Source organism: Pseudomonas sp. NFPP12, assembly GCF_900103205.1.
Lineage (GTDB): Bacteria > Pseudomonadota > Gammaproteobacteria > Pseudomonadales > Pseudomonadaceae > Aquipseudomonas > Aquipseudomonas protegens.
Map to the genome: position 1 here is coordinate 433928 of NZ_FMWW01000005.1, position 24790 is coordinate 458717.

General features: G+C 63.6%; 24 protein-coding genes. 11 read left to right on the top strand and 13 right to left on the bottom strand.

From position 1 onward, the window contains the following. Nucleotides 1-135: 135 nt before the first annotated feature. Nucleotides 136-2982 carry a class I adenylate cyclase gene (locus BLS75_RS23150; protein ID WP_072451849.1) on the top strand — a complete coding sequence of 949 codons (2847 nt, stop codon included), beginning with the start codon at nucleotides 136-138 and terminating at the stop codon, nucleotides 2980-2982. A gap of 7 nt (nucleotides 2983-2989) precedes the next feature. Here BLS75_RS23150 and rnk read toward each other — a convergent pair whose 3' ends face one another. The 3 genes from rnk to cyaY all read right to left on the bottom strand — a co-directional run bounded on the left by rnk (nucleotide 2990) and on the right by cyaY (nucleotide 4116). After that, nucleotides 2990-3403 (bottom strand): nucleoside diphosphate kinase regulator, encoded by a 414-nt coding sequence (gene rnk, locus BLS75_RS23155; RefSeq protein WP_011064182.1) that lies wholly within the window; start codon nucleotides 3401-3403, stop codon nucleotides 2990-2992. 142 nt (nucleotides 3404-3545) lie between these two features. After that, nucleotides 3546-3779: a DUF1289 domain-containing protein gene (locus tag BLS75_RS23160; protein ID WP_015637452.1), complete on the bottom strand. Its 234-nt coding sequence runs from the start codon at nucleotides 3777-3779 to the stop codon at nucleotides 3546-3548. Between the two features lie 4 nt (nucleotides 3780-3783). Beyond that, nucleotides 3784-4116: an iron donor protein CyaY gene (cyaY, locus tag BLS75_RS23165; RefSeq protein ID WP_072451850.1), complete on the bottom strand. Its 333-nt coding sequence runs from the start codon at nucleotides 4114-4116 to the stop codon at nucleotides 3784-3786. 239 nt (nucleotides 4117-4355) lie between these two features. Between cyaY and BLS75_RS23170 the strand changes: the two genes are divergently transcribed. Genes BLS75_RS23170 through BLS75_RS23195 form a run of 6 tightly spaced genes read left to right on the top strand, consistent with a single transcriptional unit; the run spans nucleotide 4356 to nucleotide 8948 of the window. Beyond that, complete coding sequence (locus BLS75_RS23170) at nucleotides 4356-4514, top strand: LPS translocon maturation chaperone LptM (RefSeq protein ID WP_011064184.1); 159 nt, start codon at nucleotides 4356-4358, stop codon at nucleotides 4512-4514. 9 nt (nucleotides 4515-4523) lie between these two features. Continuing rightward, entirely contained in the window at nucleotides 4524-5771 is a 1248-nt protein-coding gene (lysA, locus tag BLS75_RS23175; protein ID WP_072451851.1) for a diaminopimelate decarboxylase, read from the top strand. 4 nt (nucleotides 5772-5775) lie between these two features. Further along, the gene (dapF, locus tag BLS75_RS23180) at nucleotides 5776-6606 is read left to right on the top strand and encodes a diaminopimelate epimerase (protein ID WP_072451852.1); all 831 of its coding nucleotides are present in this window, start codon (nucleotides 5776-5778) and stop codon (nucleotides 6604-6606) included. A gap of 13 nt (nucleotides 6607-6619) precedes the next feature. Then, complete coding sequence (locus BLS75_RS23185) at nucleotides 6620-7345, top strand: DUF484 family protein (protein ID WP_011064187.1); 726 nt, start codon at nucleotides 6620-6622, stop codon at nucleotides 7343-7345. Between the two features lie 2 nt (nucleotides 7346-7347). Beyond that, nucleotides 7348-8244, top strand: a complete 897-nt coding sequence (gene xerC, locus BLS75_RS23190) for a tyrosine recombinase XerC (RefSeq protein ID WP_011064188.1) — start codon at nucleotides 7348-7350, stop codon at nucleotides 8242-8244. Continuing rightward, nucleotides 8244-8948, top strand: coding sequence for an HAD family hydrolase (locus BLS75_RS23195; RefSeq protein ID WP_072451853.1), 705 nt, complete (start codon nucleotides 8244-8246; stop codon nucleotides 8946-8948). Before xerC ends, BLS75_RS23195 begins: the two co-directional genes overlap by 1 nt. 126 nt (nucleotides 8949-9074) lie before the next feature. On the opposite strand, the gene sutA is transcribed toward BLS75_RS23195, so the two are convergent. The 4 genes from sutA to glnK form a co-directional block, all read right to left on the bottom strand. Further along, a complete protein-coding gene (gene sutA / locus BLS75_RS23200) occupies nucleotides 9075-9398 on the bottom strand; it encodes a transcriptional regulator SutA (RefSeq protein ID WP_007926654.1) in 324 nt (107 codons plus the stop codon). Between the two features lie 102 nt (nucleotides 9399-9500). Beyond that, a complete protein-coding gene (locus BLS75_RS23205) occupies nucleotides 9501-9926 on the bottom strand; it encodes a secondary thiamine-phosphate synthase enzyme YjbQ (protein ID WP_011064190.1) in 426 nt (141 codons plus the stop codon). 210 nt (nucleotides 9927-10136) lie between these two features. After that, a complete protein-coding gene (locus BLS75_RS23210) occupies nucleotides 10137-11474 on the bottom strand; it encodes an ammonium transporter (protein WP_011064191.1) in 1338 nt (445 codons plus the stop codon). 33 nt (nucleotides 11475-11507) lie between these two features. Next, the gene (glnK, locus tag BLS75_RS23215) at nucleotides 11508-11846 is read right to left on the bottom strand and encodes a P-II family nitrogen regulator (RefSeq protein WP_002555808.1); all 339 of its coding nucleotides are present in this window, start codon (nucleotides 11844-11846) and stop codon (nucleotides 11508-11510) included. A gap of 416 nt (nucleotides 11847-12262) precedes the next feature. Here glnK and BLS75_RS23220 point away from each other — a divergent pair, with 416 nt between their 5' ends. Together BLS75_RS23220 and BLS75_RS23225 are read left to right on the top strand one after the other, a co-directional pair. Beyond that, on the top strand, nucleotides 12263-12523 hold the full coding sequence (locus BLS75_RS23220) for an accessory factor UbiK family protein (protein ID WP_072451854.1): 261 nt from the start codon (nucleotides 12263-12265) through the stop codon (nucleotides 12521-12523). 186 nt (nucleotides 12524-12709) lie between these two features. After that, on the top strand, nucleotides 12710-14203 hold the full coding sequence (locus BLS75_RS23225; RefSeq protein WP_072451855.1) for a YifB family Mg chelatase-like AAA ATPase: 1494 nt from the start codon (nucleotides 12710-12712) through the stop codon (nucleotides 14201-14203). 4 nt (nucleotides 14204-14207) lie between these two features. Here BLS75_RS23225 and BLS75_RS23230 read toward each other — a convergent pair whose 3' ends face one another. Together BLS75_RS23230 and BLS75_RS23235 are read right to left on the bottom strand one after the other, a co-directional pair. Beyond that, on the bottom strand, nucleotides 14208-15422 hold the full coding sequence (locus BLS75_RS23230) for an aldose 1-epimerase family protein (RefSeq protein ID WP_072451856.1): 1215 nt from the start codon (nucleotides 15420-15422) through the stop codon (nucleotides 14208-14210). 113 nt (nucleotides 15423-15535) lie between these two features. After that, nucleotides 15536-16114: a TetR/AcrR family transcriptional regulator gene (locus tag BLS75_RS23235; protein WP_015637458.1), complete on the bottom strand. Its 579-nt coding sequence runs from the start codon at nucleotides 16112-16114 to the stop codon at nucleotides 15536-15538. 113 nt (nucleotides 16115-16227) lie between these two features. On the opposite strand from BLS75_RS23235, the gene BLS75_RS23240 reads away from it, so the two are divergent. After that, nucleotides 16228-17154, top strand: coding sequence for an ABC transporter six-transmembrane domain-containing protein (locus tag BLS75_RS23240; protein ID WP_169892424.1), 927 nt, complete (start codon nucleotides 16228-16230; stop codon nucleotides 17152-17154). Between the two features lie 3 nt (nucleotides 17155-17157). On the opposite strand, the gene BLS75_RS23245 is transcribed toward BLS75_RS23240, so the two are convergent. The 3 genes from BLS75_RS23245 to BLS75_RS23255 all read right to left on the bottom strand — a co-directional run bounded on the left by BLS75_RS23245 (nucleotide 17158) and on the right by BLS75_RS23255 (nucleotide 21335). After that, a complete protein-coding gene (locus BLS75_RS23245) occupies nucleotides 17158-18126 on the bottom strand; it encodes a Ca2+-dependent phosphoinositide-specific phospholipase C (protein WP_015637460.1) in 969 nt (322 codons plus the stop codon). 119 nt (nucleotides 18127-18245) lie between these two features. Beyond that, a complete protein-coding gene (locus tag BLS75_RS23250) occupies nucleotides 18246-20222 on the bottom strand; it encodes a methyl-accepting chemotaxis protein (RefSeq protein ID WP_072451858.1) in 1977 nt (658 codons plus the stop codon). Between the two features lie 192 nt (nucleotides 20223-20414). After that, complete coding sequence (locus BLS75_RS23255; protein ID WP_011064199.1) at nucleotides 20415-21335, bottom strand: LysR substrate-binding domain-containing protein; 921 nt, start codon at nucleotides 21333-21335, stop codon at nucleotides 20415-20417. Nucleotides 21336-21485: 150 nt separating this feature from the next. Between BLS75_RS23255 and BLS75_RS23260 the strand changes: the two genes are divergently transcribed. Beyond that, nucleotides 21486-22892 carry a NorM family multidrug efflux MATE transporter gene (locus tag BLS75_RS23260; RefSeq protein ID WP_011064200.1) on the top strand — a complete coding sequence of 469 codons (1407 nt, stop codon included), beginning with the start codon at nucleotides 21486-21488 and terminating at the stop codon, nucleotides 22890-22892. An 18-nt stretch (nucleotides 22893-22910) separates the two neighbouring features. Here the strand turns inward: BLS75_RS23260 and BLS75_RS23265 are convergent, their stop codons facing one another. Beyond that, nucleotides 22911-24584, bottom strand: a complete 1674-nt coding sequence (locus tag BLS75_RS23265) for a putative bifunctional diguanylate cyclase/phosphodiesterase (protein ID WP_011064201.1) — start codon at nucleotides 24582-24584, stop codon at nucleotides 22911-22913. Nucleotides 24585-24790 lie beyond the last annotated feature (206 nt).

Below are 24790 nucleotides of genomic sequence, written 5' to 3' on the forward strand. Positions count from 1 at the left end.
CGGATTCCGTAGGCGCCTCCTTCTGAATACGCTAGAAATCTGGCGTCAAAAAATAAAATCAGTTTAAGGCTGAGCCCTGTCTGACGGTAAACTGCTCGCCGTCTTCAATACCGCCACGTTCGAGCTCCGCTTGAAATGCCCCATACCCATGAAATCCGTCCCGATCTGGATGAAGGAATCGATCGCAAGGTTCTCAGCCAGCTGCGCGCGCGTTTCCTGAAGCTCAATGAAGGGCGCATGGCCCGGGCAATGGAAGGGCTGTCGACACGCCAGCAGTTGGTCCTCAACCTGTTGCCGCTGTTCTTTCACGTCAATCACCCGTTGTTGCCCGGCTATGTATCCGGAGCCACCCCGGCGGGGCTTTCCTGCTACGAACCCGACCCCCAGGCCCTGGCCGAAGCCCAGCGCCTGACCCGATCGTTTTCCTACAAGCCGCGCCACGGCAACCCGCCACGGCCGATTCATGGCCTGTTTCTCATGGGCAGCCTGGGTACCCTGGCCCAGGCAGACCAGAGCGACATGGATGTGTGGGTGTGCCATGCGCCGGATCTGGGCGAAAACGAGCTGGCCGAGTTGCAGAAGAAGTGCCAATTGCTGGAGACCTGGGCGGCCGGCCAGGGCGCTGAAGCTCATTTTTTCCTGATCGACCCCAACCGCTTTGTCCGCGGGGAGCGGGACACTCAGCTGAGCTCGGACGACTGCGGCACCACCCAGCACTACCTGCTGCTGGACGAGTTCTACCGCACCGCGATCTGGCTGGCCGGGCGCACGCCGTTGTGGTGGCTGGTACCGGTGTACGAAGAACGCCGTTACGAACAGTACATCGACACCCTGCTGTCCAAGCGCTTTGTCCCCGCCGAGGAAAACCTCGACCTGGGCCACATGGCACGCATTCCGCCCGGCGAGTTCATCGGCGCCGGGCTGTGGCAACTGTTCAAGGGCATCGAGTCGCCCTACAAGTCCGTACTCAAGCTGCTGCTGATCGAGGTCTATGCCAGCGAGCATCCCAAGGTCCAGTGCCTGAGCCTGCGCTTCAAGCAGGCGGTGTTTGCCAACCGCCTGGACCTGGATGAGCTGGACCCCTACATCGTGGTCTACCGGCGCATCGAGGAATACCTCAAGGCTCGCGGCGAGCCGGAACGCCTGGAGCTGGTACGACGCAGCCTGTACCTCAAGGTCAACCGCAAGCTTACCGTCGGCAACGCCACCCGCAGCCCGAACTGGCAGCGCGCTCTACTGGAGCGCCTGGCCAATGAATGGGGCTGGGACCAACGCCAACTGGCCTTGCTGGACAGCCGCAGCCAGTGGAAGGTGCGCCAGGTCAGCAGCGAGCGCCGGGCCCTGGTCAACGAGCTCAACTACAGCTATCGCTTCCTGACCCAGTTCGCCCGCACCGAGCAGGCCGCCAGCCTGATCAACAAGCGTGACCTGAATGTCCTGGGCCGGCGCCTGTACGCGGCCTTCGAGCGCAAGGCCGGGAAGATCGAGTTCATCAACCCCGGCATCGCCCCGGACCTGGCTGAAGACACCCTGACCCTAGTGCAGTCACCGAACAAGAAGGAACCCGGACAGAACCATTGGGGGCTGTACAACGGCAGCCTGACCGCCCTGGAGTGGGAGCATTTCGCCCCGATCAAGCGCAGTCGCGAGCTGCTGGAACTGCTTACCTGGTGCCATCGCAACGGCGTGATCGACAGCAGTACCCGCCTGGCCCTGCACCCGGGCAGCAGCGACCTGAGCGAATTCGAACTATTCAACCTGCTGGGCAGCCTGCAGCAGACCGTGCCACTGCCTTTGACGACGGTCAGCGAGGAACAGTTGCTGCACGCCGCCGTGCCCGGCGAAGTGCTGATCCTGGTGAACGTCGGGGTCGACCCCCTCAAGCACCACCGCGACCTGAACATTCTGATGACCACCGAACGCACCGACTCCCTGAGCTATGCCGGGGTACGCGAGAATCTGGTGCTGACCCTGGATCAGGTCACCCTCAATAGCTGGAACGAGGTAATGGTCGGCCGCTACGACGCCGAGCATGCGCTGCTCGACTGCCTGCGGGACTACCTGAACAATCTGCCGGCCGGCACGCAACCGCGGCTGCGGGTGCGCTGCTTCTGTCACAACCGCGCGCAATTCATTGCCCGCCGGGTGGAAGAACTGTTCGAAACCGCGCACAACCTGTTGCTCAGCCAGCTCAACTACCGCTACCTGATCCAGGTGCAGCAGCACTACCACGTGCTTGAACTGGTGCCCGGGCAGGTTCGGCACCGGGCCATGGCAACCCCTGCCGCATTGCTGGAGTACCTGGGGCAGGAGCAGAGCCGCTACAGCCCACTGCACCTTGACCCGATGGCCCTGGAAGACCACGACCTGGCGCTGATCCTGCCCATGGGCCAGCCGGACTGCATCCAGGTGTTCTATCGGATCATCGACGAGTACGCGGAGCTTTACGTGCTCGATGAGTACAACGCGCTGTGGCAGCAGACCCTGCCCTATCACGACGAGCACAGCCTGCTGGTGCCCCTGCAGCGCTTCCTGCAGTCGATTCTCTACCGCCGCGAAGCGCTGCTGCCGATGGACAGCAACCAGCCCGAGAAACCTTTGGACACACTCTACTTGCAGATTCTGCCCTCAGGCACGGGCCGCGCACGTCGGGTAGAGCCGCGGCCAGCCCCACCGACGCCGGTGGACAAAGCCTTCTATGACGTGCAGGCGATCATCGGCAAGGCCGCACCGGGCCAGGTGCAGGTCTCGCTGTACTGCAATCAACGGGAGTTTTCCGATCTGGAATATGGCGATCAACTGTTCGCCGCGGTGGCCCAGGAAATCGTCGGGCAGCGCCATGAAACAGAGCGCTATCGCTGCTACATCACTGACCTGGATCTTTCAGGGCTGCTCGGTGACGTGCAAAGCCCGAGCATCCTGTATCTGCGCTACAAGGCCAGCCTGGAGCGCGCACTGAACGACGCGCTCGAGCAGGTCTAGCCAAGGATCAGAGGTGGTAGTCGCCTGCGGCTTCCGGCTGGTATTCAACTTCCAGCAGGGTCAGCTTCAAGGTCTTGCCACCCGGAGCCGGCCAGTCGATGTACTGGCCTACCTGCAGGCCCAGCAGAGCGCTGCCCACCGGTGCCAGGATGGAAATCTTGCCTTCGTCGGCGTTGGCGTCCTGTGGATATACCAGGGTCAGGTGGTAGTCCTTGCCGCTGCTTTCTTCACGGCAATGCACACGCGAATTCATGGTTACGACACCGGCCGGTACTTCATCGTGACCCACCAGCGTTTCGGCACGATCCAACTCGGTTTGCAGTGCAATGACACCTGGCAGCGAGTCGTCCAGACTGTCGATCAGGCGCTCCAGACGTTGCACGTCAAGGCGGGTAAGGATGATGGATGGTGCAGTACTCATGATCCTGGCTGACTCCTATTTTTTCTGCACAAAAAAGCAAAACCCCGCCAAATAAGACGGGGTTCTCACCGGCCTCGATGTAGCGAGGCGAAGCTGGACACTATCACAGCACACTGAATAAACAAACCGTACGAGTACGAAGCTAAATCTCGCCTGCCGCCGCACTCTGTTTGCGCTGCAGCGCCTGGGCGCAGATCACTCGCCGGCGCTGATCATCGGCCGAACGCCATTCACGGATGTCCTCCACATGGCGAAAACAGCCGCGACAGACCTTCTCCTCATCGAGGCGACAAAGGCTGATGCACGGCGAACTCACCGCCGGGCTGACGTTGCTGTAGAGCGGCTTGGGCGGTCGGGCCGGGGCGGGCTGGGTCACGGTATCAGAGCCCTTCGAACTCAAGCTTGATGTCGGCCTGCTCCAGGACAATGCGCTCCAGCATCTCCCCCAACTGCTCTTCGCTCTTGTCGCACATCCAGCGTTCGCTTTCCTCGTCGTAGTCGAAGTGGAAACCACCCGAACGCGCGGCCAGCCAGAGTTGGCGCAAAGGCTCCTGGCGACTGAAGATCACCTGGCTGCCGTTGTCGAACTTGACGGTGAGCACCCCGGCCGAGCTTTCCAGGTCGATGTCCTGGTCGCTCTCATCGAAAATATCCTCCAGCGTCTGCTGGGTGGCATCCACCAGGTCGTGAAAACGGGCTTCGGTCAAACTCATTGCGGGAACCTCGAAAAGTGTCTACTCACGCTCAAGCGCCGCAAGATACGGGCGCTCCCCGGCGAATGCAAAGGATACCGAACGAGGAAATAAATGCGACGCCCATTGCACGAGCGCCCGACCAAAGCCACCGGCCGGGCCTTGGCAAAGGCCCGCTGGACGGGAGTTACGCTGCATAGGCAAGCTGCCGGGTGGCCGGTATACTCGGGCGCAATTTACGCATTCTCAAGGATTTCGCCATGAAGCGCCTGATCTCTTCCCTTGCTGCGCTCGTCGCGGTTGCTTGCCTCGTTACCGCCTGCGGCCAGAAAGGCCCGCTGTACCTGCCTGATGACAGCAAATCCCCTGAAGAGCAGGCGAAGTCGCAATCGCAGTCGCACAAGCACGACACCTACTAAGGGCAAACCATGGACGCTTTTAACTACCGCGACGGAGAGCTGTTCGCGGAAGGCGTAGCCCTGTCCGCCATTGCCGAACGTTTCGGTACGCCCACCTACGTCTATTCCCGTGCGCACATCGAAGCCCAGTACCAGGCCTATGCCCAGGCCCTGGCCGGCATGCCGCACCTGGTCTGCTTCGCGGTAAAAGCCAACTCCAACCTGGGCGTACTGAATGTCCTGGCGCGCCTGGGCGCCGGTTTCGATATCGTCTCCCGGGGCGAGCTGGAGCGGGTCCTGGCTGCGGGCGGGCAAGCCGACAAGATTGTCTTCTCCGGTGTTGGCAAGACCCGTGACGACATGCGTCGTGCCCTGGAAGTCGGCGTCCACTGCTTCAACGTCGAGTCCGCCGAAGAGCTGGAGCGCCTGCAGCTGGTAGCGGCCGAGCTGGGCGTTCGTGCCCCCGTCTCGCTGCGGGTCAATCCGGACGTGGATGCCGGCACTCACCCCTATATCTCCACCGGGCTCAAGGAAAACAAGTTCGGCATCGACATTGCCACCGCCGAGGATGTGTACATCCGCGCCGCGCAGCTGCCGAACCTGGAAATCGTCGGTGTCGACTGCCATATCGGCTCGCAACTGACCACCCTGGAACCCTTCATCGACGCCCTCGACCGCCTGCTGGACCTGGTGGACCGCCTCGGTGAATGCGGCATCTACCTGCGCCACATCGATCTGGGTGGTGGCCTGGGCGTGCGCTATCGTGACGAAGAGCCACCGCTGGCCGCCGACTACGTCAAGGCCGTGCGCGAGCGCCTGGACGGTCGCGACCTGGCCCTGGTATTCGAACCGGGCCGCTTCATCGTGGCCAACGCCGGCGTCCTGCTGACCCAGGTCGAATACCTCAAGCACACCGAACACAAGGATTTCGCCATCGTCGACGGCGCCATGAACGACCTGATCCGCCCGGCGCTGTACCAGGCCTGGATGGATGTCAGCGCCGCGCGCCCGCGAGATACCGAACCCCGTACCTACGACATCGTCGGCCCGATCTGTGAAACTGGCGACTTCCTCGCCAAGGAACGCACCCTGGCCCTGGCCGAGGGTGACCTGCTGGCGGTGCATTCCGCTGGTGCCTATGGTTTCGTCATGAGCTCGAACTACAACACCCGCGGCCGTGCCGCAGAAGTACTGGTCGATGGTGACCAGGCTGTTGAAGTACGTCGCCGCGAGACGGTAGCCGAGTTATTCGCTGGCGAAAGCCTGCTGCCGGAGTAAGACCATGCTGCTGCGTTTTACCAAGATGCACGGCCTGGGCAATGACTTCATGGTTCTCGACCTGGTCAGCCAGCACGCGCATATTCTGCCCAAGCACGCCAAACAATGGGGTGATCGCAATACCGGGATCGGCTTCGATCAGTTGCTGATCGTCGAGGCCCCGAGCAACCCGGATGTGGATTTCCGCTACCGGATCTTCAACTCCGACGGCTCCGAAGTGGAACAGTGCGGCAATGGTGCACGCTGCTTTGCCCGCTTCGTGCTGGACAAGCGCCTGACCACCAAGCGCCAGATCCGCGTCGAGACCAAGAGCGGCGTGATCGAGCTGGATATCCGCAACGACGGCCAGATCAGCGTCAACATGGGCGCGCCGCGCCTGGTACCGGCGGACATTCCGTTCCAGACGCCGGCCCAGGCCGACAGCTACACCCTGGACGTCGATGGCCGCCAGGTGCAGTTGGCCGCGGTGTCCATGGGCAACCCCCACGCCGTGTTACGGGTGGATGACATCAATAGCGCGCCGGTGCACGAGCTGGGTCCGAAGATCGAACACCACCCGCGCTTCCCGGCGCGGGTCAACGTCGGTTTTCTCCAGGTCCTGGACCGCCAGCGCGCGCAACTGCGGGTCTGGGAACGCGGCGCCGGGGAAACCCAGGCCTGCGGCACCGGCGCCTGCGCTGCTGCTGTGGCCGCGATCAGCCAGGGGTGGATGGATTCGCCCCTATTGATCGACCTGCCGGGCGGGCGCCTGTCCATTGAATGGGCAGGCCCTGGCCAACCGGTGATGATGACCGGCCCGGCAGTGCGCGTATACGAAGGACAGGTGCGTCTTTAAGTGAGCGAAATCCATGACTGATCAGCCGCAGGTTCCTGCCGAAACGCCCGACCAATCACCGTCCGAAAACCTGGAGGCGGCAGCCGTCGCCGCCTACCTGGAGGCCCATCCGGACTTCTTCGTCGACCACGATGAACTGCTCCCGGCCTTGCGCATTCCCCATCAGCGCGGCGACACCGTATCGCTGGTGGAGCGGCAGATGAAGATCCTGCGCGAGCGCAACATCGAGATGCGCCATCGCCTGTCGCAGCTGATGGACGTGGCCCGGGACAACGACCGGCTGTTCGACAAGACCCGCCGCCTGATCCTCGCGCTGATGGACGCCACCAGCCTGGAAGAAGTGGTGATGAGCGTCGAAGACAGCCTACGCCAGGATTTCCAGGTGCCCTTCGTCAGCCTGATCCTGTTCAGCGACAGCGCCATGCCGGTGGGTCGCTGGGTCTCCGCCGCCGAAGCCCAGGGCGCCATCGGCGGCCTGTTGTCCGAAGGCAAGAGCGTCAGCGGCAGCCTGCGCGAACACGAGCTGGATTTCCTTTTCGGCGAAGAGCAGCGCAAGCAGATCGGTTCTACCGCTGTGGTGGCCCTGGCGCATCAGGGCATGCATGGCGTACTGGCGATCGCCAGCCGTGATCCGCAGCACTACAAGAGCTCGGTGGGCACCCTGTTCCTCAACTACATCGCCGAAGTCACCGGCCGCGTTCTGCCGCGCTTCACCCACTCGCTGCGCTCGGTACGCTGACCATGCAACAACAGCTGGACGCCTACTGCGCGCATCTGCGCAGTGAGCGCCAGGTGTCGCCCCACACCCTGCAAGCCTACCGGCGCGACCTCGAGAAGGTGCTGGGGTTCTGCGAGAAAATGCAGGTGCGCAGCTGGACCGACCTGGACATCCAGGGCCTGCGCAGCCTGATTGCCCGCCTGCACCAGCAGGGCCAGTCGTCCCGCAGCCTGGCGCGCCTGCTGTCAGCGGTACGCGGGCTCTACCACTACCTGAACCGCGAAGGCTTGTGCACTCACGACCCGGCCAACGGCCTGGCGCCGCCCAAGGGCGAACGACGCCTGCCCAAGACCCTGGACACCGACCGTACCCTGCAGTTGCTCGATGGCGCCGTGGAAGACGACTTCCTGGCCCACCGCGACCAGGCGATTCTCGAACTTTTCTACTCCTGCGGCCTGCGCCTTTCCGAACTGACCAGCCTCAACCTCGATCAGCTGGACCTGGCGGACGGCCTGGTCCAGGTCCATGGCAAGGGCAGCAAGACCCGGGTCCTGCCGGTGGGCAAGAAGGCTCGGTCAGCCCTGGAGCAATGGCTCCCCCTGCGCGCCCTGAGCAACCCGCCTGATGGTGCCCTGTTCGTCAGCCAGAAGGGCCGGCGCCTGGGGCCGCGGGCCATCCAGCTGCGGGTCAAGGCCGCCGGCGAGCGCGAACTGGGGCAGAACCTGCACCCGCACATGCTGCGCCATTCCTTTGCCAGCCATTTGCTGGAATCCTCCCAGGACCTGCGCGCCGTGCAAGAGCTGCTGGGGCATTCGGACATCAAGACCACGCAGATCTACACCCACCTGGACTTCCAGCACCTGGCGGCGGTCTACGACAGCGCCCACCCACGGGCCAAACGCAACAAAGGCGGTGAGTAATGACCATCAAGCTGATCACCTTCGACCTCGACGACACCCTGTGGGATACCGCCCCGGTCATCGTCAGTGCCGAAGCCACCCTGCGCCAGTGGCTGACCGAACACGCACCCAATCTCGGAGGCGTGCCGGTGGAGCATCTGTGGGCCATTCGCGAGCGGGTGCTGCTCGCCCAGCCGAACCTCAAGCACAGGATAAGCGCCCTGCGCCGCCAGGTGCTGTTTCATGCCCTGGAAGAAGCCGGGTATGACCATGCCCAGGCCAACCAGTTGGCCGACCAGAGTTTTGAAGTTTTCCTGCATGCCCGGCATCAGCTGGAGATCTTTCCAGAAGTCCAGCCGACCCTGGAAGCCCTGGCCAATCACTTCGCCCTTGGCGTGGTCACCAACGGCAACGCCGACGTGCGCCGCCTGGGCCTGGCGGACTATTTCAAGTTCGCGCTGTGCGCCGAGGACATCGGCATCGCCAAGCCCGACGCCCGGCTGTTCCACGAAGCCTTGCAGCGTGGCGAAGCGACTGCCGACACCGCCGTGCATATCGGCGACCACCCGGGGGATGACATTGCCGGCGCACAGCAGGCAGGGCTGCGTGCGATCTGGTTCAATCCCAACGGCAAGACCTGGGAAGCCGAACGTGCGCCAGACGCCGAGATCCGCAGCCTGATTGAACTACCCGGGCTGCTTGCCCACTGGCATCGCGGCGCCTGAACCGGCGCTTTCGCGAGCAAGCTCGCTCCTACAGCAAGCGCCGGCGCTCGGGGCCGTTTCCAAGAAGGGTGCCCATGAAAAAGCCCGCAGCGACGGCGGGCTTTTTCAGCAAGCAAGGTGCAAGGCTCAGATAGGCCGGCTGCCGTACTTGTTATCAGGCTTCTTGGGCGGATCGGCGACCACGTTGGCCTCGACTTCCTGCACTTTGCCGCCACGGGCCAGGAACTCTTCCATGGCACGCGCCAGTGCATCACGCTCCTTGTTCTTGGCTTCTACACTCGGCAGCTCGTCTACCGAGACGGCAGCCTTGGCCTTGCCTTTGGCGGTTGGAGCAGGAACATCACTGCCATCGTCTTCCGCCACATCGTCGGCGGCCGCTTCAAGACCTTCTTCGGTTTCGTCTTCGTCACCTACTTCGAGGTCGTCGTTTTCCAGATCATCGTCGCTCATGTTCTACCTCATGACTTGCGAAAAGCAGATTAGTTATAGCCCAGCTGTGCCGACTGTCGAAGGCCGCTGGAAAAAAATCAACGTCCACTGATACTCAGCGGCTTATGCCTTATCACCGTGCAAGGTGGCAAGGACTTTGCGAGCACCGCCATGATCGCGATGCTCGCCCAGATAAACGCCTTGCCAGATGCCCAACGCCAGACGCCCCGCCGCTACCGGCAAAGTCAACTGACAGCCTAGCAAACTGGCCTTGAAGTGCGCCGGCAGGTCATCCGCGCCTTCGTCGTTATGTTCGTACCCGGCCATGCCTTGAGGCACCAGGGTGTTGAAGTAACGCTCGAAGTCACGCCGTACCGCCGGATCGGCGTTCTCGTTGATGGTCAACGAGGCCGAGGTATGTTGCAGCCACAGATGCAGCAGACCAACCCGACATGCCTTCAACTCAGGCAGGCCGGCGAGCAACTCGTCCGTCACCAGATGAAAGCCCCGGGGCCTGGCCCGCAGGGTAATCAGGGTCTGTTGCCACATACCGATCTCCACGCTTCGGCGCGCATTCTAGCGCGCTCAGGGAAAAAACAAAGCGCCGAATAATCCTGCTTTAGTGTAAGCATTTGCCCTGCCGGAAATCGTCACGGCAAACACGCCAATGCTTGTCAGAAAATCCTTTCAGCCTTTCTCAATGACAAACATCAGGCAAAAAAATGCCCGGCCGGAGCCGGGCTTTTTTTTCTTGCGCGATTACAGGTTGTAACCACGCTCGTTGTGTTGTGCCAGATCGAGGCCGACCGCCTCTTCTTCCTCGCTCACCCGCAGCCCCATGACCGCGTCCAGAACCTTGAGGATGATGAAGGTGACGATCGCGGTGTAGATCACCGTGAAACCCACGCCCTTGGCCTGGATCCAGACCTGAGCGGCCACATCGGTCACGGTGCCGAAGCCACCCAGGGACGGAGCAGCGAACACACCGGTGAGGATCGCACCGAGAATACCGCCGATGCCGTGCACGCCAAAGGCGTCCAGGGAGTCGTCATATCCCAGCTTGCGCTTGAGGCTGGTGGCGCAGAAGAAGCACACCACACCGGCCGCCAGACCGATGATCAGGGCGCCCATCGGGCCAACGGTACCGGCAGCCGGAGTGATTGCCACCAGGCCTGCGACCACACCCGAAGCGATGCCCAGCGCGCTAGGCTTGCCGTGGGTGATCCACTCGGCAAACATCCAGCCCAGGGCGGCGGCAGCCGTCGCGATCTGCGTGACCAGCATGGCCATGCCGGCGGTGCCGTTGGCGGCAGCGGCGGAACCGGCGTTGAAGCCGAACCAGCCGATCCACAGCATGGCTGCGCCCATCAGGGTGTAACCCAGGTTGTGTGGCGCCATCGGCGTGGTCGGGAAACCCTTGCGCTTGCCCAGCACCAGGCAGGCCACCAGGCCCGCGATACCGGCGTTGATGTGCACCACGGTGCCGCCGGCAAAGTCCAGCACGCCCCAGTCGCCCAGCAGCGAGCCCGGACCGCTCCAGACCATATGGGCGATCGGCGCATACACCAGGGTGAACCACACGCCCATGAAGATCAGCATGGCCGAGAACTTCATCCGCTCGGCGAAGGCACCGACAATCAGCGCTGGAGTGATGATGGCGAAGGTCATCTGGAAGGTGACGAACACCGCTTCAGGGAAAAGCGCAGCCGGGCCGGTCAGGCTGGCCGGGGTGATGCCCGCCAGGAAGGCCTTGGAGAAGCCGCCCACGAAGGAATTGAGGTTGACCACGCCGGCTTCCATCCCGGTGGTGTCGAACGCCATGCTGTAGCCGTAGATGAACCACAGGACAGTGATCAGGCCGGTAATGGCGAAGCACTGCATCATTACCGAAAGAATGTTTTTCGACCGCACCATGCCGCCGTAGAACAGCGCCAGGCCAGGAATGGTCATGAACAGCACCAAGGCTGTGGAGGTCAGCATCCAGGCGGTATCGCCGGAGTTGAGGACCGGAGCCGCCGCTTCGTCTGCCGCCATGGCCAGGCCTGGCATTACGAGGGACAAAAGGGCTCCTAGCCCTGCGAATTTACGCAGAGTCATATTGTTTTCTCCTGGGGCGTTGGGTTTGGCGGCTTAGATTGCGTCGGTATCGGTTTCGCCGGTACGGATGCGAATAGCCTGTTCCAGATTGACCACGAAGATCTTGCCGTCACCGATCTTGCCGGTGTTGGCGGCCTTGGTTATCGCCTCGATAACCCGGTCAAGATCCTTGTCGTCAATGGCGACATCGATCTTCACCTTGGGCAGGAAATCCACCACGTACTCCGCACCGCGATACAGCTCGGTGTGACCCTTCTGCCGGCCGAAGCCTTTGACTTCAGTGACGGTAATGCCCTGCACGCCGATCTCGGACAGCGACTCGCGCACGTCGTCCAACTTGAACGGCTTGATGATGGCAGTGACTAGCTTCATGAAACTCTCTCCCGAATTGGTGGACTTGCCCCAGGAAAACAAACCCGACTCAAGTCTAAGCGCAGTGCCTGGCTTTGTAACGCACCGTCGGCCTTCCTCAGCCCGACCGACGCCAGCTAACCGCTGTCTGACGAAACACTCCCCGCTCCGCCTGCCGCACTGCATTCGTCACAGCGACTGCATCAGTGCATGGGTCACCAGGGTCTAAGCAGAAAGCTTGCCAGCTCGGGAAAAATCAGTGATTTCAGTCCCTTGCCCCGAGCCGGCAGGGAATGCGGGAAAACGGCACCCGGGATACGCACAAAAACGGTGCGCTGGCGCCCGGCCAGATGCGCGAAAAACGTGCAACCCGGGGCCACCTGGAGCGTCGTTGCTGCGTGATACACTGCGGGCCGACTGCAATTCAGGACTCTCCCATGCTCGCGCCCAAAGACCTTCTCGACGCCCTGAGCGGCCACGCCTCGCGGTTGCTCAGCGGTGAAACACCCCTGCCCCGCAATGAAATCGAAAGCCAGTTCAAGGCCCTGCTACAAAGCGGCTTCAGCAAGCTGGACCTGGTCAGCCGGGAAGAATTCGACAGCCAGATGGTGGTCCTGGCCCGCACTCGCGCGCGCCTGGAAAGCCTCGAAGCCAAGGTGGCGGAGCTGGAAGCCCGGCTGAACCCGGCAGCGCAATGATCTGAATCCGGGTTCGCCGGCAGGCCGGCTCCTACAGACCTGTCCTGTAGGAACTGGCTTGCCGGCGAAGGCTCGTACACCGACGACATATCCTGTGCCCATTCGGGCGCTCCTCTGGCCAGCCCCCTCATCTATCCTTGCAGCACCGCAGGACGCGGTTCCCGCTGTCGCAAGGAAGCTCTCCCCATGTCCCTGGCAATCATCCACAGCCGTGCTCAGGTCGGCGTCCAGGCTCCGGCTGTCAGTGTTGAAGTGCACCTGGCCAACGGCTTGCCGAGCCTGACCCTGGTGGGCCTGCCGGAAGCCGCGGTCAAGGAAAGCAAGGACCGGGTGCGCAGCGCAATCCTCAATGCCGGGTTCAACTTTCCGGCCCGGCGCATCACCCTCAACCTGGCACCGGCGGACTTGCCCAAGGACGGCGGGCGCTTCGATCTGGCCATTGCCCTGGGCATCCTTGCCGCCAGCGCGCAGGTGCCGGCCCTGGCCCTGGACAACATCGAATGCCTGGGGGAGCTGGCGCTCTCCGGCGCGGTGCGCCCGGTACGCGGCGTACTGCCCGCCGCACTGGCGGCGCGCGACGCCGGGCATACCCTGCTGGTGCCACGGGCCAATGCCGAAGAAGCCTGCCTGGCCAGCGGCCTAAAGGTGATCGCGGTGGATCATCTGCTGGAGGCCGTTGCCCATTTCAACGGCCACGCGCCGATTGCGCCCTATGTCAGCGACGGCCTGGTGCAGAGCCACTTCCCCTACCCCGACCTCAGCGAAGTGCAAGGCCAGCTCGCCGCCAAGCGCGCCCTGCTGATCGCCGCGGCGGGCGCCCACAACCTGTTGTTCAGCGGCCCGCCAGGCACCGGCAAGACCCTGTTGGCCAGCCGCTTGCCCGGCCTGCTGCCACCGTTGCAGGAAGATGAAGCCCTGGAAGTCGCGGCGATCCAGTCGGTGGCCAGCCACAAGCCCCTGCGCTACTGGCCACAGCGGCCGTTTCGCCAGCCCCACCATTCGGCTTCGGGTGCGGCACTGGTCGGAGGCGGCTCGAAACCCCAGCCCGGGGAAATCACCCTGGCCCATCACGGCGTGCTGTTTCTCGATGAACTGCCGGAGTTCGACCGCAAGGTCCTGGAAGTGCTGCGCGAGCCCATGGAGTCCGGGCAGATCGTCATTGCCCGAGCCCGGGACCGGGTGCAGTTCCCGGCACGCTTCCAATTGGTGGCAGCGATGAACCCCTGCCCCTGTGGATATCTTGGCGAGCCCAGCGGACGCTGCCGTTGCACACCGGAGCAGATCCAGCGCTATCGCAACAAGTTATCCGGGCCGCTGCTGGATCGCATCGACCTGCACCTGACCGTGGCCCGCGAAGCCACCGCCCTCAACCCCGAGCCGCAACCGGGCAATGACAGCGCCGCAGCCGCCACCAGGGTCGCCGGGGCTCGCGAGCTGCAACGCGAGCGCCAGGGCTGCGCCAACGCCTTTCTCGACCTGCCCGGCCTGCGTCGCCACTGCAAATTATCCACAACCGACGAGCGCTGGCTGGAAGCGGCCTGCGAACGCCTGGGCCTGTCGTTGCGGGCCGCTCACCGTTTGCTCAAGGTGGCGCGTACCCTGGCGGACCTGGAACAGGCCGCGCGAATCAGCCGCGAGCACCTGGCCGAAGCCCTGCATTACCGGCCCAGCGCCGATTGAAGGTTCATTCCCGGGACAGGTCTACCAAGGGTGTTGGCCGCACTTCGGTCTGACGCCCATCCTGGATCTGGCTGACACGGCTCAGGGCTTTATCCACCGCGGCTTTATCGGCCAACAGGCTGTAGCGAATCTGGAATTGCCGCTGCTCCTTGGCGCCAATGCTCGGCACTAGATGCAACGGGCGCTGGTAACGGCGGTTGTAGGAAAAGCTGGTGCCCGGTTCCAAACCCGTCACATAACCCTGGCCCTGGGTGTCGGTGTTTTTCCACAGGGAAAACACCGGCAGTTGTCGAGTGTTGAAGCCCAGGGAAACACCCAGGCTCCCGGCCTTGTTGTGCAACACCGCCAGGGTCTCGCCCTGGGCGTCGGCGTAGGGCACGAGGTTGTACACGGTTTCGTCGTAGTCGCGGGTCGGGCCGCGATAGGTCTGCCAGTCCGCCAGGTCGGCCCGGGCCTTGTCATTGAACGGCGAAACCTGCTTCACCGGCGCGGCGAACTTCGCCCCCTGCTCCAGGAACGGCGTACTGAAGTTACTGTGGTAGAGCGCCTGGTATTCCTTGGGGTAGTCGCCGTTGTTGGTCAGGGTGTCGTTGAGCGCAAACCGGGTGCTGCCGGGTTCGGTCACCAGTTCGGTGGCGACACTGAAATCCACCTTCTTGAACGCCTGTTCCTTGAGCTCGCCCCGCAGGTGAATGGCATAGGGCGGTTTTTCGTCGATGTGCAGAGTGACCTTGCTCGCCGGGATGTTGGCCGCGCGGCCGTGCAGGGTCAGCAGCTCGCCATTGTCCAGGCCCGGGTGCCCGACCCACTCATAGCCACAGCGGGCCACCAGTTCGTTGAAGCCCTCCAGCCAGCCCAGGCCGCCGCGGCCGTTAAGCTCGATGAAGGCCGGGTTGACCACCTCCTTGACCGGCGAATCCCAGCCCAGGCGCACATCGCCCACCGAAGCCTGCAGCACGTTCATGCCCCGGGTCGGCACCACCGAGAGCTGCATCACGCCGTTGTCGATGTCGACGATGCTCACCCCCTCCTGGCGTCCGCCATGCAGGGTGCGCAGGGTCACGGAAAACGGCCGCTCGGTCTTGACCCCCAACTGTTCACTGGTCAGGTGCAGGTTGCGGGGAGCCTTGTCGGTATCGAGCAATACATAGTCCCAGGCCACGGCGTGGGAGGTGGCGGCCAGCGCGCCAAGGGTGACCAGCAGTTTCAGCGGAGTCATGCAGGAGTGCCTTTTTTTGGAGTTGTACGGTTTTTATAGCCATGAAGAATCGTTTCAGCAAGGCAAAAAACTCCAATTAGCCGGACAAACTCCACTCCACTGGCCGTTTCCTGTCAGCCCTCGAACCCCAGCAGCAGGCCGGCCACTTCCATGACTTCCTGCAACGCAGCCTGGGCAGCTTCAGGGGAAGCCCGCAGCAACAGGTCATCGGCGTAACCCATGGTCTGGGCGAACAGTTGCCTTGCCGCGCGCTCGGGGCTGGCGCAGCGGAACACCCCCGTGCGGACCCCATCGGCAATGATCGCCGCCAGCATGTCCCGCCACTGGCCGTTGATCCTCAGGTAGGCCTGCGCCAGCTCGGCGTCATGCATGGCTTCGTCCCAGGCATCGAGCCACAGCGCCCAGCCGGCTTCGGCGGAATCGGGCAGGCAGTCACGGAGAAACCCCAGCAAGGCGTCCATGGGCGCGGCACCGCGCAGGGGCTGGCCCACCGCCTCCAGCTGGTCATCGGCAAACCGCACGAAGGCTTCGCGGCGCAGCCCCTTCCAGTCACTGAAGTAGTGATAGACGTGGCTGCGAGACAGCCCCGCATGCTCGGCCAGGTCACGGGTGGAAACCTCGGCGAAACCCTTGCTGCGGAATAATTCCAGGGCCGCCTGGATGATCTGGTCTTTACGGTCGTTACGCGACATGTGCAATCAGGCCTCTTGGCGCCAGGATGGACGGCGCTTGCATTTTGAGCGTTCGCTCAAAGATAATTGAGCAGTCGCTCAATATTAACCGTTATCACTCTTGTGGTGCACTCATGTCCGCCGTCACCCCACTCATCGCCGTGGATCCAACCCAGAAAATCGGCCAGCAGACCGCCAGCCAGACCCTCAAGGCCATTGCCCGGGCCTATCCGGGCAAGCTGTTCGTCACCTTGTCCCTGGTGGCCCTGGAAAACGCCCTGCTGCTGGCCTACCCGCTGTTCGCCGGCTTCGCCGTGGATTCGATCCTGCGGGGCGACGCTGCCCATGCGCTGATCTATGCCCTGGTGGTGCTGGGCTTCTGGGTAGTGGGCGCGGCGCGGCGCGCGGTGGACACCCGTACCTTCACCCGCATCTACGCGGACCTGGCGGTGCCGGTGATTCTCAACCAGCGCCTGCAACAGCAGGACACCTCCACCGCCGCGGCGCGGGTGGTGCTGGCCCGGGAGTTCGTCGACTTTTTCGAAAAGCACGTGCCGACCATCGCCACGGCCCTGGTGTCGATCGTCGGGGCGGCAGTGATGCTGCTGGTGATCGAACCCTGGATCGGCCTCGCCTGCCTCACGGCGCTGTTGCTGTGCATGACCCTGCTGCCACGTTTTGCCCGGCGCAACCAGCAACTGCACGAACGCCTGAATAACCGGCTGGAAAAGGAAATCGGCCTGGTGGCCAGGGTCGGCGCGGTCTCGCTGCAGCGTCACTATCGCCTGCTGTCGCGGCTGCGCATCGGGCTCTCGGATCGGGAAGCCGCGGCCTATCTGTTCCTTGGCGCTGTGGCAGCGGTGCTGTTCGTCATTGCCATCAGCCAGTTGGCGCTATCGCCCGAGATCAAGGCCGGCCATGTGTATGCGGTGATGACCTACCTGTGGACCTTTGTCAGCAGCGTCGATGAAGCACCGACCATGGTCGATCAGCTGGCGCGCCTGCGGGACATCGGCAAGCGCGTGGACCCGGGGCTCGGTGAACCGACCGAACCCCGGTGAAGCTCAGAACGGCCGGATGCGATAGCCGCCGGCGTTCTGCTCGGCGAACTTGTAGTAGGCCGAGAGGTTGACCTTCTCGCTGATGTGCTGGGCGAACGACACCCCGTCATCGCCCCAGACCCGGCCCACATGGCTGTAGGCAAAGGCCTGGGCCGCCCACTTCTTATCGCCCTTGGACATGTTATTCATGGCCACGTAGCCGGACGACTGGCCGGACATGCCACTGACCTTGCCGCTGACATCGTTCTGGCCATTGGTCACTGGCGAGATGAACACCTTGGCGCTGGAAGTCCGGGCCTCGGCGTACTGCGAGAGCTTCTGGTTTTCCGAGTGGTTGAGCACCAGCAGGACCTTGCCCTGAAGCTGGCTGGCGGTGGGCCAGGACTTGCCCTTGAGGTTGCCCTGCAAGGCGCCCGCGCTGCTGCCGATGTGCGTGGCCAGGTCCTGGGGGGTATAGAGCTTGCCCTGGAAGACCCGGGTCACCAGCTCATCGAAATCCTTGGGCGTGCGCCCCGAGCTTTCCTTCGACCAGCCCTGCTTCTTGTCGAGGATCACCGTGATGGGAAAGTGCCCGGGGTGGTTGTCGCTCCAGTTCTTGACGTCGTTGAGGCAGGCTTCGAGATCGTTCTTGCCGGTGCCATCGCCCGTGCAATTGTTGTCGTTGCCGGACTGGAACAGGGTGCCGGGGTTGTGCCGCACGAACCAGTGCCGGGGCGAGCCGCCGGTCACCGCATCGCGCTGGTCCCAGAAGTCCAGTTCCAGGGTGCGCACACTGTCGAGCACGCTGCTGAAGGTGCTTGCGTATTGCTTCTCGTAGCAGTTGTGACAGGCCACCTGGGCGATGCCGTTGAACGGGGTATTCCAGGTAGCCGGGGCGATGAACGCCGGGCTTTCCTGGCTGAACGCCGCCGGGCTGAGCAAGAGTGCCGACAGCGCCAGGGCGCGGGGGACGAAACGGGAAAGATGAGTCATGCCAGCTCCTGCTGAAAGGGAGGTCCTTGGGGCAAACCACTGCTCATCTGTTTTAGTCGAATCAGGCCTCATTGCAACTTTCGCCCCCCAACGCGGATTGAGGGGCGAAGCGCCAGCCGTCAGCGGAAGCGATCGACTTCCTGGCGCAGGTCCGCGGCCAGGGTTTCCAGCTCACGGGCAGTGACCGCCAGGTTGGACACCACTTCACGCTGCTCGCTGTTGGCCTGGGCAATGCTCTGCAGATTGCTGCTGAGTACCGTGGCGGTGCTGCTCTGCTCCTGGGTCGCGGTGGTGATGGCGGCAAACTGCTCGCCGGCGCTGCGGCTCTGCTCGTCGATCAGGGCCAGGGCCGAGGCCACGTCGGCGTTGCGCGACAGGCCTTCCTGCATCAGGCGGTTGCCCTGCTCCATGGTCTGGATGGCGTGGCCGGTTTCCTGCTGGATGCTGGTGATCATCTGGGAGATTTCATCCGTGGCTTCACGGGTACGCGAGGCCAGGTTGCGTACCTCATCCGCCACCACGGCAAAACCGCGGCCCTGCTCACCGGCCCGGGCGGCCTCGATAGCGGCATTCAGGGCCAGCAGGTTGGTCTGGTCGGCAATCGCGGTGATCACTCCGACAATTCCGCCGATCTCCTGGGAGCGCTGGCCCAAGGTGTTGATCACCGTGGCCGTGCTGTTGAGGGCTCCGGCGATCTGTTCCAGGGAAGACGAGGCCTCTTGCATGGAGGTGCGGCCAATATGGGTCTGCTGGGCGTTTTCCTGCGCCAGGCGCTGGGTACTGCCCATGTTGTCGGCGATGTTCAGCGAGGTGGCGCTGAACTCCTCCACCGCCCCGGCCATGCTGGTGATCTCGCCGGACTGCTGCTCCATGCCTTCATATGCACCGCTGGACAAGCCGGACAGCACCTGGGCCCGACCATTGACCTCGGCGGCAGAGCGGCGGATGTGCTCGACCATGGTCGACAGGGCTTCGCCCATCTGGTTGAAGCTGCGGGCCAACTGGCCGATTTCGTCATGGCTGGCAACATTCAGCCGTGCGCTCAGGTCACCGCCGCCCAGGGCCTGGGCCTGGCGCACCAGGTCGCTCAGCGGTGCCAGCTTGCTGCGCAGCAGCCAGACCGTAGCGCCCACCGCCAGCAGCATGGCCAGCAGGCTGCCGATCACCAGCCGAATACCAACGCTCCAGGTCACCGCGCGGATCTCTGCCTTGGGCATGCTCGTCACCACCGACCAGGGGCCACCCTCGAACGGCACTGCCAGGCTGTAGAAGTCTTCGCCGTGATCACTCCAGAAACGCCCCTTGCCCGGCTCCTTGGCCGCTTGCGCCATGACCTGCGCCGCCTGCTCCGGCGCCTGCACGCCGGCCGGTGGCACCAGCCACTTGTTCTGCTCGTCGAGCAGGGCCAGGGAGCCGCTCTGGCCGATGCGGAAGCGCTTGAGGTTGGCGAACTGGGCATTTTGCGCATCGGTGTAATCGAAGCCGACAAACAGCACCGCGATGACCTTGCCGCTGCGGTCCAGCACCGGGGTGTACTGGGTCATGTAGAAGCGTTCGAAGAGCAAGGCCCGGCCCACATAACCCTGGCCCGCCATGAGTTTCTGATAGGCCGGGTGGGCATGGTCGAGCAAGGTGCCGATGGCACGGCTGCCATCCTGCTTGCTCAGGGAGGTACTGACCCGCACGAAGTCATCGCCACTGCGCACGAACAAGGTCGCCACACCGGCGGTCATCTGCTTGAACTGGTCGACTTCGGCGAAGTTGTTGTTCAGCACCACATCCCCCAGGTGCAATCCCGGGGTCTGCACCCCGGCCACGCTCACCGGTTGTTCCGGATGCAGGCTCAGGCCGCTGCTGAAGCGGTTTTCGAACAGGCCGCTGAGGCGCTGGGTGCTCTCGCGCAGGCTGCCGTGGAACGTGTTGAGCTGATCGGCCAGCAGACGGGCCTCACTGGCCAGGTGTTCCTCTCGGGTGTCGAGGTTCGCCGAGTCCAGCGAACGCAAGGCGAACAGGGTGCTGCCGCTGATCACCAGGGCGAGTATCAAGGCAAGGGCGAGCCCTAGCTGAGAGGCTATGCGGGCACGGGGTTGGGACATGATGGCTCCTTGCCGAGAAGGCGGATCATCCTGATCGGTCAGCACCCTCGGCAGTCATAATTCTAAGATTTTTAATCAGTTAGGACCTTCCTGAACGCTGGTTCCATAACCCATGGATTCGGCGGCACGAGCCAATACTTGAGCGCTTTGCAGGGATATTTGCACGCCCCGCCAGCCGGGTACTGCAACGTTTCAGCCCAGGCGCTCTACGGCGGGCAGTTGCATGGCCTGGACCTCGCCCTGAAGGAAGTCGCTGAGGCGCCGCAAACGCTCGCCTCCGGGCCGGGTCCTGGGCCACACCAGGTAGTAGTTCAGGCCACTGGCCACCGCTGTCGGCCAGGGCAGGCTCAAGCGACCCTGGGCCACATCCTCGGCCACCATCAGCAAGTCCCCCATGGACACGCCGTAACCCCGCGCGGCGGCAATCATCCCCAGCTCCAGGGTGTCGAACACCTGCCCGCCCTTGAGGGACACCTGGTCGGTCAGGCCCATGTGCTCCAGCCAACTGCGCCAGTCGCGGCGGTCCGGGGTCGGGTGCAACAGCTCGGTGGCTGCCAGACGCGCCACGTCCCAGGGCTGATCATTGAGCAGGTTCGGCGCGCCCACCGGAATCAGCAGTTCGGGAAACAGGTAGCTGGCCTCCCAGTCCGGGGGGAAGTGACCGTTGCTCAGCAGCACCGCGCAGTCGAAGGGCTCCTGGTTGAAGTCCACCGAGTCCACGTCCATCCAGGCACTGGTGAGCTGCACCTCATTGCCCGGCTGCAAATGGCGGAAGCGGCTGAGCCGCGCCAACAGCCAGCGCATGGTCAGGGTCGAGGGCGCCTTCATGCGCAGGATGTCATCTTCGGCACGCAGGGTATTGCAGGCCCGTTCCAGGGCACCGAAGCCCTCGCGTATCCCCGGCAGCAGCAAGCGCGCCGCCTCGGTCAGTTGCAAGTTGCGCCCGCTGCGCTGGAACAGCCGGCAAGCGAAGTGATCCTCTAGGGTCCGGATATGCCGGCTGACCGCGCTCTGGGTGATGGACAGCTCTTCGGCTGCCCGGGTGAACGAGCTGTGCCGGGCCGCTGCCTCGAAGGCGCGCAGGGCATACAGCGGAGGAAGACGACGGGACATGCAGGCACTCCAGAACGTGACAGGGCCACGCTACCAGAAAGTGCTTCGCATGAGTTTTAATCATGCCAGCAATCGTTTTTATCCCTTTGTGCTATGGGCCAAGAGCGCCGAGAATCAGCGCTCTCCCGGACTTTCCCCTGATCGAGCCTGATGACCATGCAGCATCCAGCACGTACCGAACTCTGGGCCATCCTGCGGCTGGCGGGGCCGCTGATCGCCTCGCAGCTGGCGCACATGCTGATGGTCCTCACCGACACCCTGATGATGGCCCGCCTGAGCCCCGAGGCCCTGGCCGGCGGCGGCCTGGGTGCGGCCAGCTACTCCTTCGTATCAATCTTCTGCATCGGCGTGATTGCCGCGGTGGGCACACTGGTAGCAATCCGCCAGGGCGCTGGCGACATCGAGGGCGCCGCGCGCCTGACCCAGGCCGGGCTCTGGCTGGCCTGGCTGATGGCCCTGGTGGCCGGCCTGCTGCTGTGGAACCTCAAGCCGCTGCTGTTGCTGTTCGGCCAGACCGAAAGCAACGTCCACGCCGCCGGCCAGTTCCTGCTGATCCTGCCGTTCGCCCTGCCCGGCTACCTGAGTTTCATGGCCCTGCGCGGCTTCACCAGCGCCATCGGCCGGGCCACGCCGGTGATGGTCATCAGCCTGGGCGGCACCGTGGCCAACTTCCTCCTCAACTACGCGCTGATCACCGGCATGTTCGGCCTGCCGAAGCTCGGCCTGGTGGGCATTGGCCTGGTGACCGCCATCGTCGCCAACTGCATGGCCGTGGCCCTGGCCTGGCACATCAAGCGCCACCCGGCCTACGCCGCCTACCCGCTGCGCCAGGGCCTGTCCCGGCTGAACACCCATTACCTGCGGGAACTGTGGCGCCTGGGCCTGCCCATCGGCGGCACCTACGCGGTGGAAGTCGGGCTGTTTGCCTTCGCCGCCCTGTGCATGGGCACCATGGGCAGCACGCAACTGGCAGCGCACCAGATCGCCCTGCAGATCGTCTCGGTGGCGTTCATGGTGCCGGCAGGGATTTCCTACGCCATCACCATGCGCATCGGCCAGCATTACGGCGCCGGGCAATTGCTCGATGCACGATTGGCCGGGCGCGTGGGCATCGCCTTTGGCGCGGTGGCGATGCTGGGGTTCGCCATGATCTTCTGGCTGCTGCCGAACCAACTGATCGGGCTGTTCCTCGACCACAACGACCCGGCCTTCGCCGAGGTGATCCGGCTGGCCGTGAGCCTGCTGGCGGTGGCCGCCTGGTTCGAGCTGTTCGACGGCACCCAGACCATCGCCATGGGCGCGATCCGTGGCCTCAAGGATGCCAAGACCACCTTCCTGGTGGGCCTGGGCTGCTACTGGCTGATTGGCGCACCTTCGGCCTGGCTGATGGCCTTCACCCTGGGCTGGGGGCCGACCGGTGTCTGGTGGGGCCTGGCCCTGGGGCTGGCGTGTGCGGCCATCAGCCTGACCCTGGCATTCGAGTGGCGGATGCGCCGCATGATCCGGCGCGAGCCCCCCGTGCCGGCCATGACTCTCCAGGCCGGCCAGGCGGATTGAGCCCGAACCGGCGCCGGTTTAAACCGTCCCTTCCTGCAGCGCCTGCTGGCTGCTGCCGAAGGTCAGATAGTCCATCAGTTCCGCCAGGGGCAGCGGCTTGCTGATCAGATAGCCCTGGGCCTGGTCGCAACCAAAGCCCCGCAGCAAGGCCAGCTGTTCCGCCGTCTCCACGCCTTCGGCCACCACATTCAGGTTCAGGTTATGGGCCAGGTTGATCATGGCGTGGACCAGCTTGCGGTTCTCTTCGCGCTGCTCCATGCCGCCGACAAAGCTCTTGTCCACCTTGAGCAGGGTAATGGGCAGGCTGTTGAGGTGGACGAAGGAAGAGAAGCCGGTACCGAAATCGTCCAGGGAGAAACGCACTCCCAGGCGCCCCAGGGCATCCATGGTCTGCTTCACCAGGTCACTGCGGCGCATCACTGCGGTCTCGGTCAATTCGAATTCCAGCCACTGGGCCTCGACTCCGCGTTCGGCAATCAGGCGGCTCAGGGTCGAGAGCAGTTGGCTGTCCTGGAACTGGCGGAACGACAGGTTCACCGCCATGTGCAACGGCGGCAGGCCGCGTTCGCGCAAGGCCTGCATGTCCCGCAGGGCTCGGGAAATCACCCAGTAGCCCAGGGGCACGATCAGCCCGCTCTGCTCGGCCAGGGGCACGAACTCGCTGGGCGGCAGCAGGCCGCGCTCGCCATGGCGCCAGCGCACCAGGGCTTCGAGGCCCACGATCTTGCCGTCATGCAGGTTCAGCCGGGGCTGGTAGTGCAGCTCCAGTTCGTCGCGGCGCAGGGCCCGGCGCAGTTCGCTTTCCAGGTCGGCCAGGCTGCGAGCGTTGCGATTGATCCGCTCGTTGAAGATATGAAAGGTACAGCCCTGGGTGCTCTTGGCCTGTTGCATGGCGATGTGTGCATGCCACATCAGCGGGTCGGCGCCGGCATTGGCCCGGGCATGGGCAATCCCCAGGCTGCAGCCGATCAACAGGCTTTCGCCATCGACCCAATAGGGCTCGGCCATGGCTTCGGTGATGCGCTCGGCCATCCACTCGGCCCGCTGTGGGGCGCGGCGGGTGTCGATGAGCAAGGCAAACTCATCACTGCCCAGGCGGGCCAGTTGATCGCCGGCCTCAAGCTGGCTTTTCAGGCGCGAGACCACCTGCAGGATCAGCCGGTCGCCGGCCTGGTGGCCCAGGGCGTCGTTGGCGTGGCGGAAATTGTCCAGGTCGAGATGGCCCAGGGCCAGGCCACGGCCTTCGTTTTCCGCCAGGCGCGCGGCCAGCAAGGTCTGGAACCCCTGGCGGTTGGCGATACCGGTCAGGGGGTCCTGTTCGGCCAGGCGCTGCAGGGTGTTTTCCAGCAGGCCGCGCTCACGTACATGGCGCAGGCAACGGCGCAGGGCATCGGTACTCAGGCAGGAACTCACCAGCCAGTCGCTGACGCCTACAGGGGCTACGGGCGGTTCCTGGTCCAGCAGCAACACGGTGGGCAGGCTGCAACGCCCGGGGCCGGGCTGCAAATGAGGAAGGGTCAACAGGACCGCGTTGCGGTCGTCTTCAAACAAACGGCTGACAGACTCCCAGCTGGGAGCACTGATCAATACCACCGAGTCTCCCAACGGAGCGACACACTCGCGCAACAACGCTGTCCACACCGGCTCTTCAGCCAGTAGCAGCAAACGCAAGGGTTCGACAGGCTTAGACAAGCTAGCTCCCTAGACTCTGCAAATTAAGTTGGCGGCGGGCATTATGGCGCGCAAATAAACAATAACAATTGATATTGATTATCATACGCAATTTCTTGTACCGCTCTAACTCGAACATTAGACGCATATTCAGCGCGCATCCTGAGGGAAAGTATCAAAACCGGCAAATTTAGATCGCGTTGTGCGTCACAAGTCGGACAGAGGCA

Excerpts from the sequence above, each read along its gene's own strand:
- lysA (WP_072451851.1), top strand. The coding sequence starts at position 4,524 with ATGGACGCTTTTAACTACCGCGACGGAGAGCTGTTCGCGGAAGGCGTA.
- BLS75_RS23245 (WP_015637460.1), bottom strand. The coding sequence starts at position 18,126 with ATGACTCATCTTTCCCGTTTCGTCCCCCGCGCCCTGGCGCTGTCGGCA.
- dapF (WP_072451852.1), top strand. The coding sequence starts at position 5,776 with ATGCTGCTGCGTTTTACCAAGATGCACGGCCTGGGCAATGACTTCATG.
- BLS75_RS23185 (WP_011064187.1), top strand. The coding sequence starts at position 6,620 with ATGACTGATCAGCCGCAGGTTCCTGCCGAAACGCCCGACCAATCACCG.
- glnK (WP_002555808.1), bottom strand. The coding sequence starts at position 11,846 with ATGAAGCTAGTCACTGCCATCATCAAGCCGTTCAAGTTGGACGACGTG.
- xerC (WP_011064188.1), top strand. The coding sequence starts at position 7,348 with ATGCAACAACAGCTGGACGCCTACTGCGCGCATCTGCGCAGTGAGCGC.
- BLS75_RS23235 (WP_015637458.1), bottom strand. The coding sequence starts at position 16,114 with ATGTCGCGTAACGACCGTAAAGACCAGATCATCCAGGCGGCCCTGGAA.
- rnk (WP_011064182.1), bottom strand. The coding sequence starts at position 3,403 with ATGAGTACTGCACCATCCATCATCCTTACCCGCCTTGACGTGCAACGT.
- BLS75_RS23195 (WP_072451853.1), top strand. The coding sequence starts at position 8,244 with ATGACCATCAAGCTGATCACCTTCGACCTCGACGACACCCTGTGGGAT.
- BLS75_RS23240 (WP_169892424.1), top strand. The coding sequence starts at position 16,228 with ATGTCCGCCGTCACCCCACTCATCGCCGTGGATCCAACCCAGAAAATC.
- BLS75_RS23220 (WP_072451854.1), top strand. The coding sequence starts at position 12,263 with ATGCTCGCGCCCAAAGACCTTCTCGACGCCCTGAGCGGCCACGCCTCG.
- sutA (WP_007926654.1), bottom strand. The coding sequence starts at position 9,398 with ATGAGCGACGATGATCTGGAAAACGACGACCTCGAAGTAGGTGACGAA.
- BLS75_RS23255 (WP_011064199.1), bottom strand. The coding sequence starts at position 21,335 with ATGTCCCGTCGTCTTCCTCCGCTGTATGCCCTGCGCGCCTTCGAGGCA.
- cyaY (WP_072451850.1), bottom strand. The coding sequence starts at position 4,116 with ATGAGTTTGACCGAAGCCCGTTTTCACGACCTGGTGGATGCCACCCAG.
- BLS75_RS23230 (WP_072451856.1), bottom strand. The coding sequence starts at position 15,422 with ATGACTCCGCTGAAACTGCTGGTCACCCTTGGCGCGCTGGCCGCCACC.
- BLS75_RS23170 (WP_011064184.1), top strand. The coding sequence starts at position 4,356 with ATGAAGCGCCTGATCTCTTCCCTTGCTGCGCTCGTCGCGGTTGCTTGC.
- BLS75_RS23250 (WP_072451858.1), bottom strand. The coding sequence starts at position 20,222 with ATGTCCCAACCCCGTGCCCGCATAGCCTCTCAGCTAGGGCTCGCCCTT.
- BLS75_RS23225 (WP_072451855.1), top strand. The coding sequence starts at position 12,710 with ATGTCCCTGGCAATCATCCACAGCCGTGCTCAGGTCGGCGTCCAGGCT.
- BLS75_RS23260 (WP_011064200.1), top strand. The coding sequence starts at position 21,486 with ATGACCATGCAGCATCCAGCACGTACCGAACTCTGGGCCATCCTGCGG.
- BLS75_RS23205 (WP_011064190.1), bottom strand. The coding sequence starts at position 9,926 with ATGTGGCAACAGACCCTGATTACCCTGCGGGCCAGGCCCCGGGGCTTT.
- BLS75_RS23150 (WP_072451849.1), top strand. The coding sequence starts at position 136 with ATGCCCCATACCCATGAAATCCGTCCCGATCTGGATGAAGGAATCGAT.
- BLS75_RS23210 (WP_011064191.1), bottom strand. The coding sequence starts at position 11,474 with ATGACTCTGCGTAAATTCGCAGGGCTAGGAGCCCTTTTGTCCCTCGTA.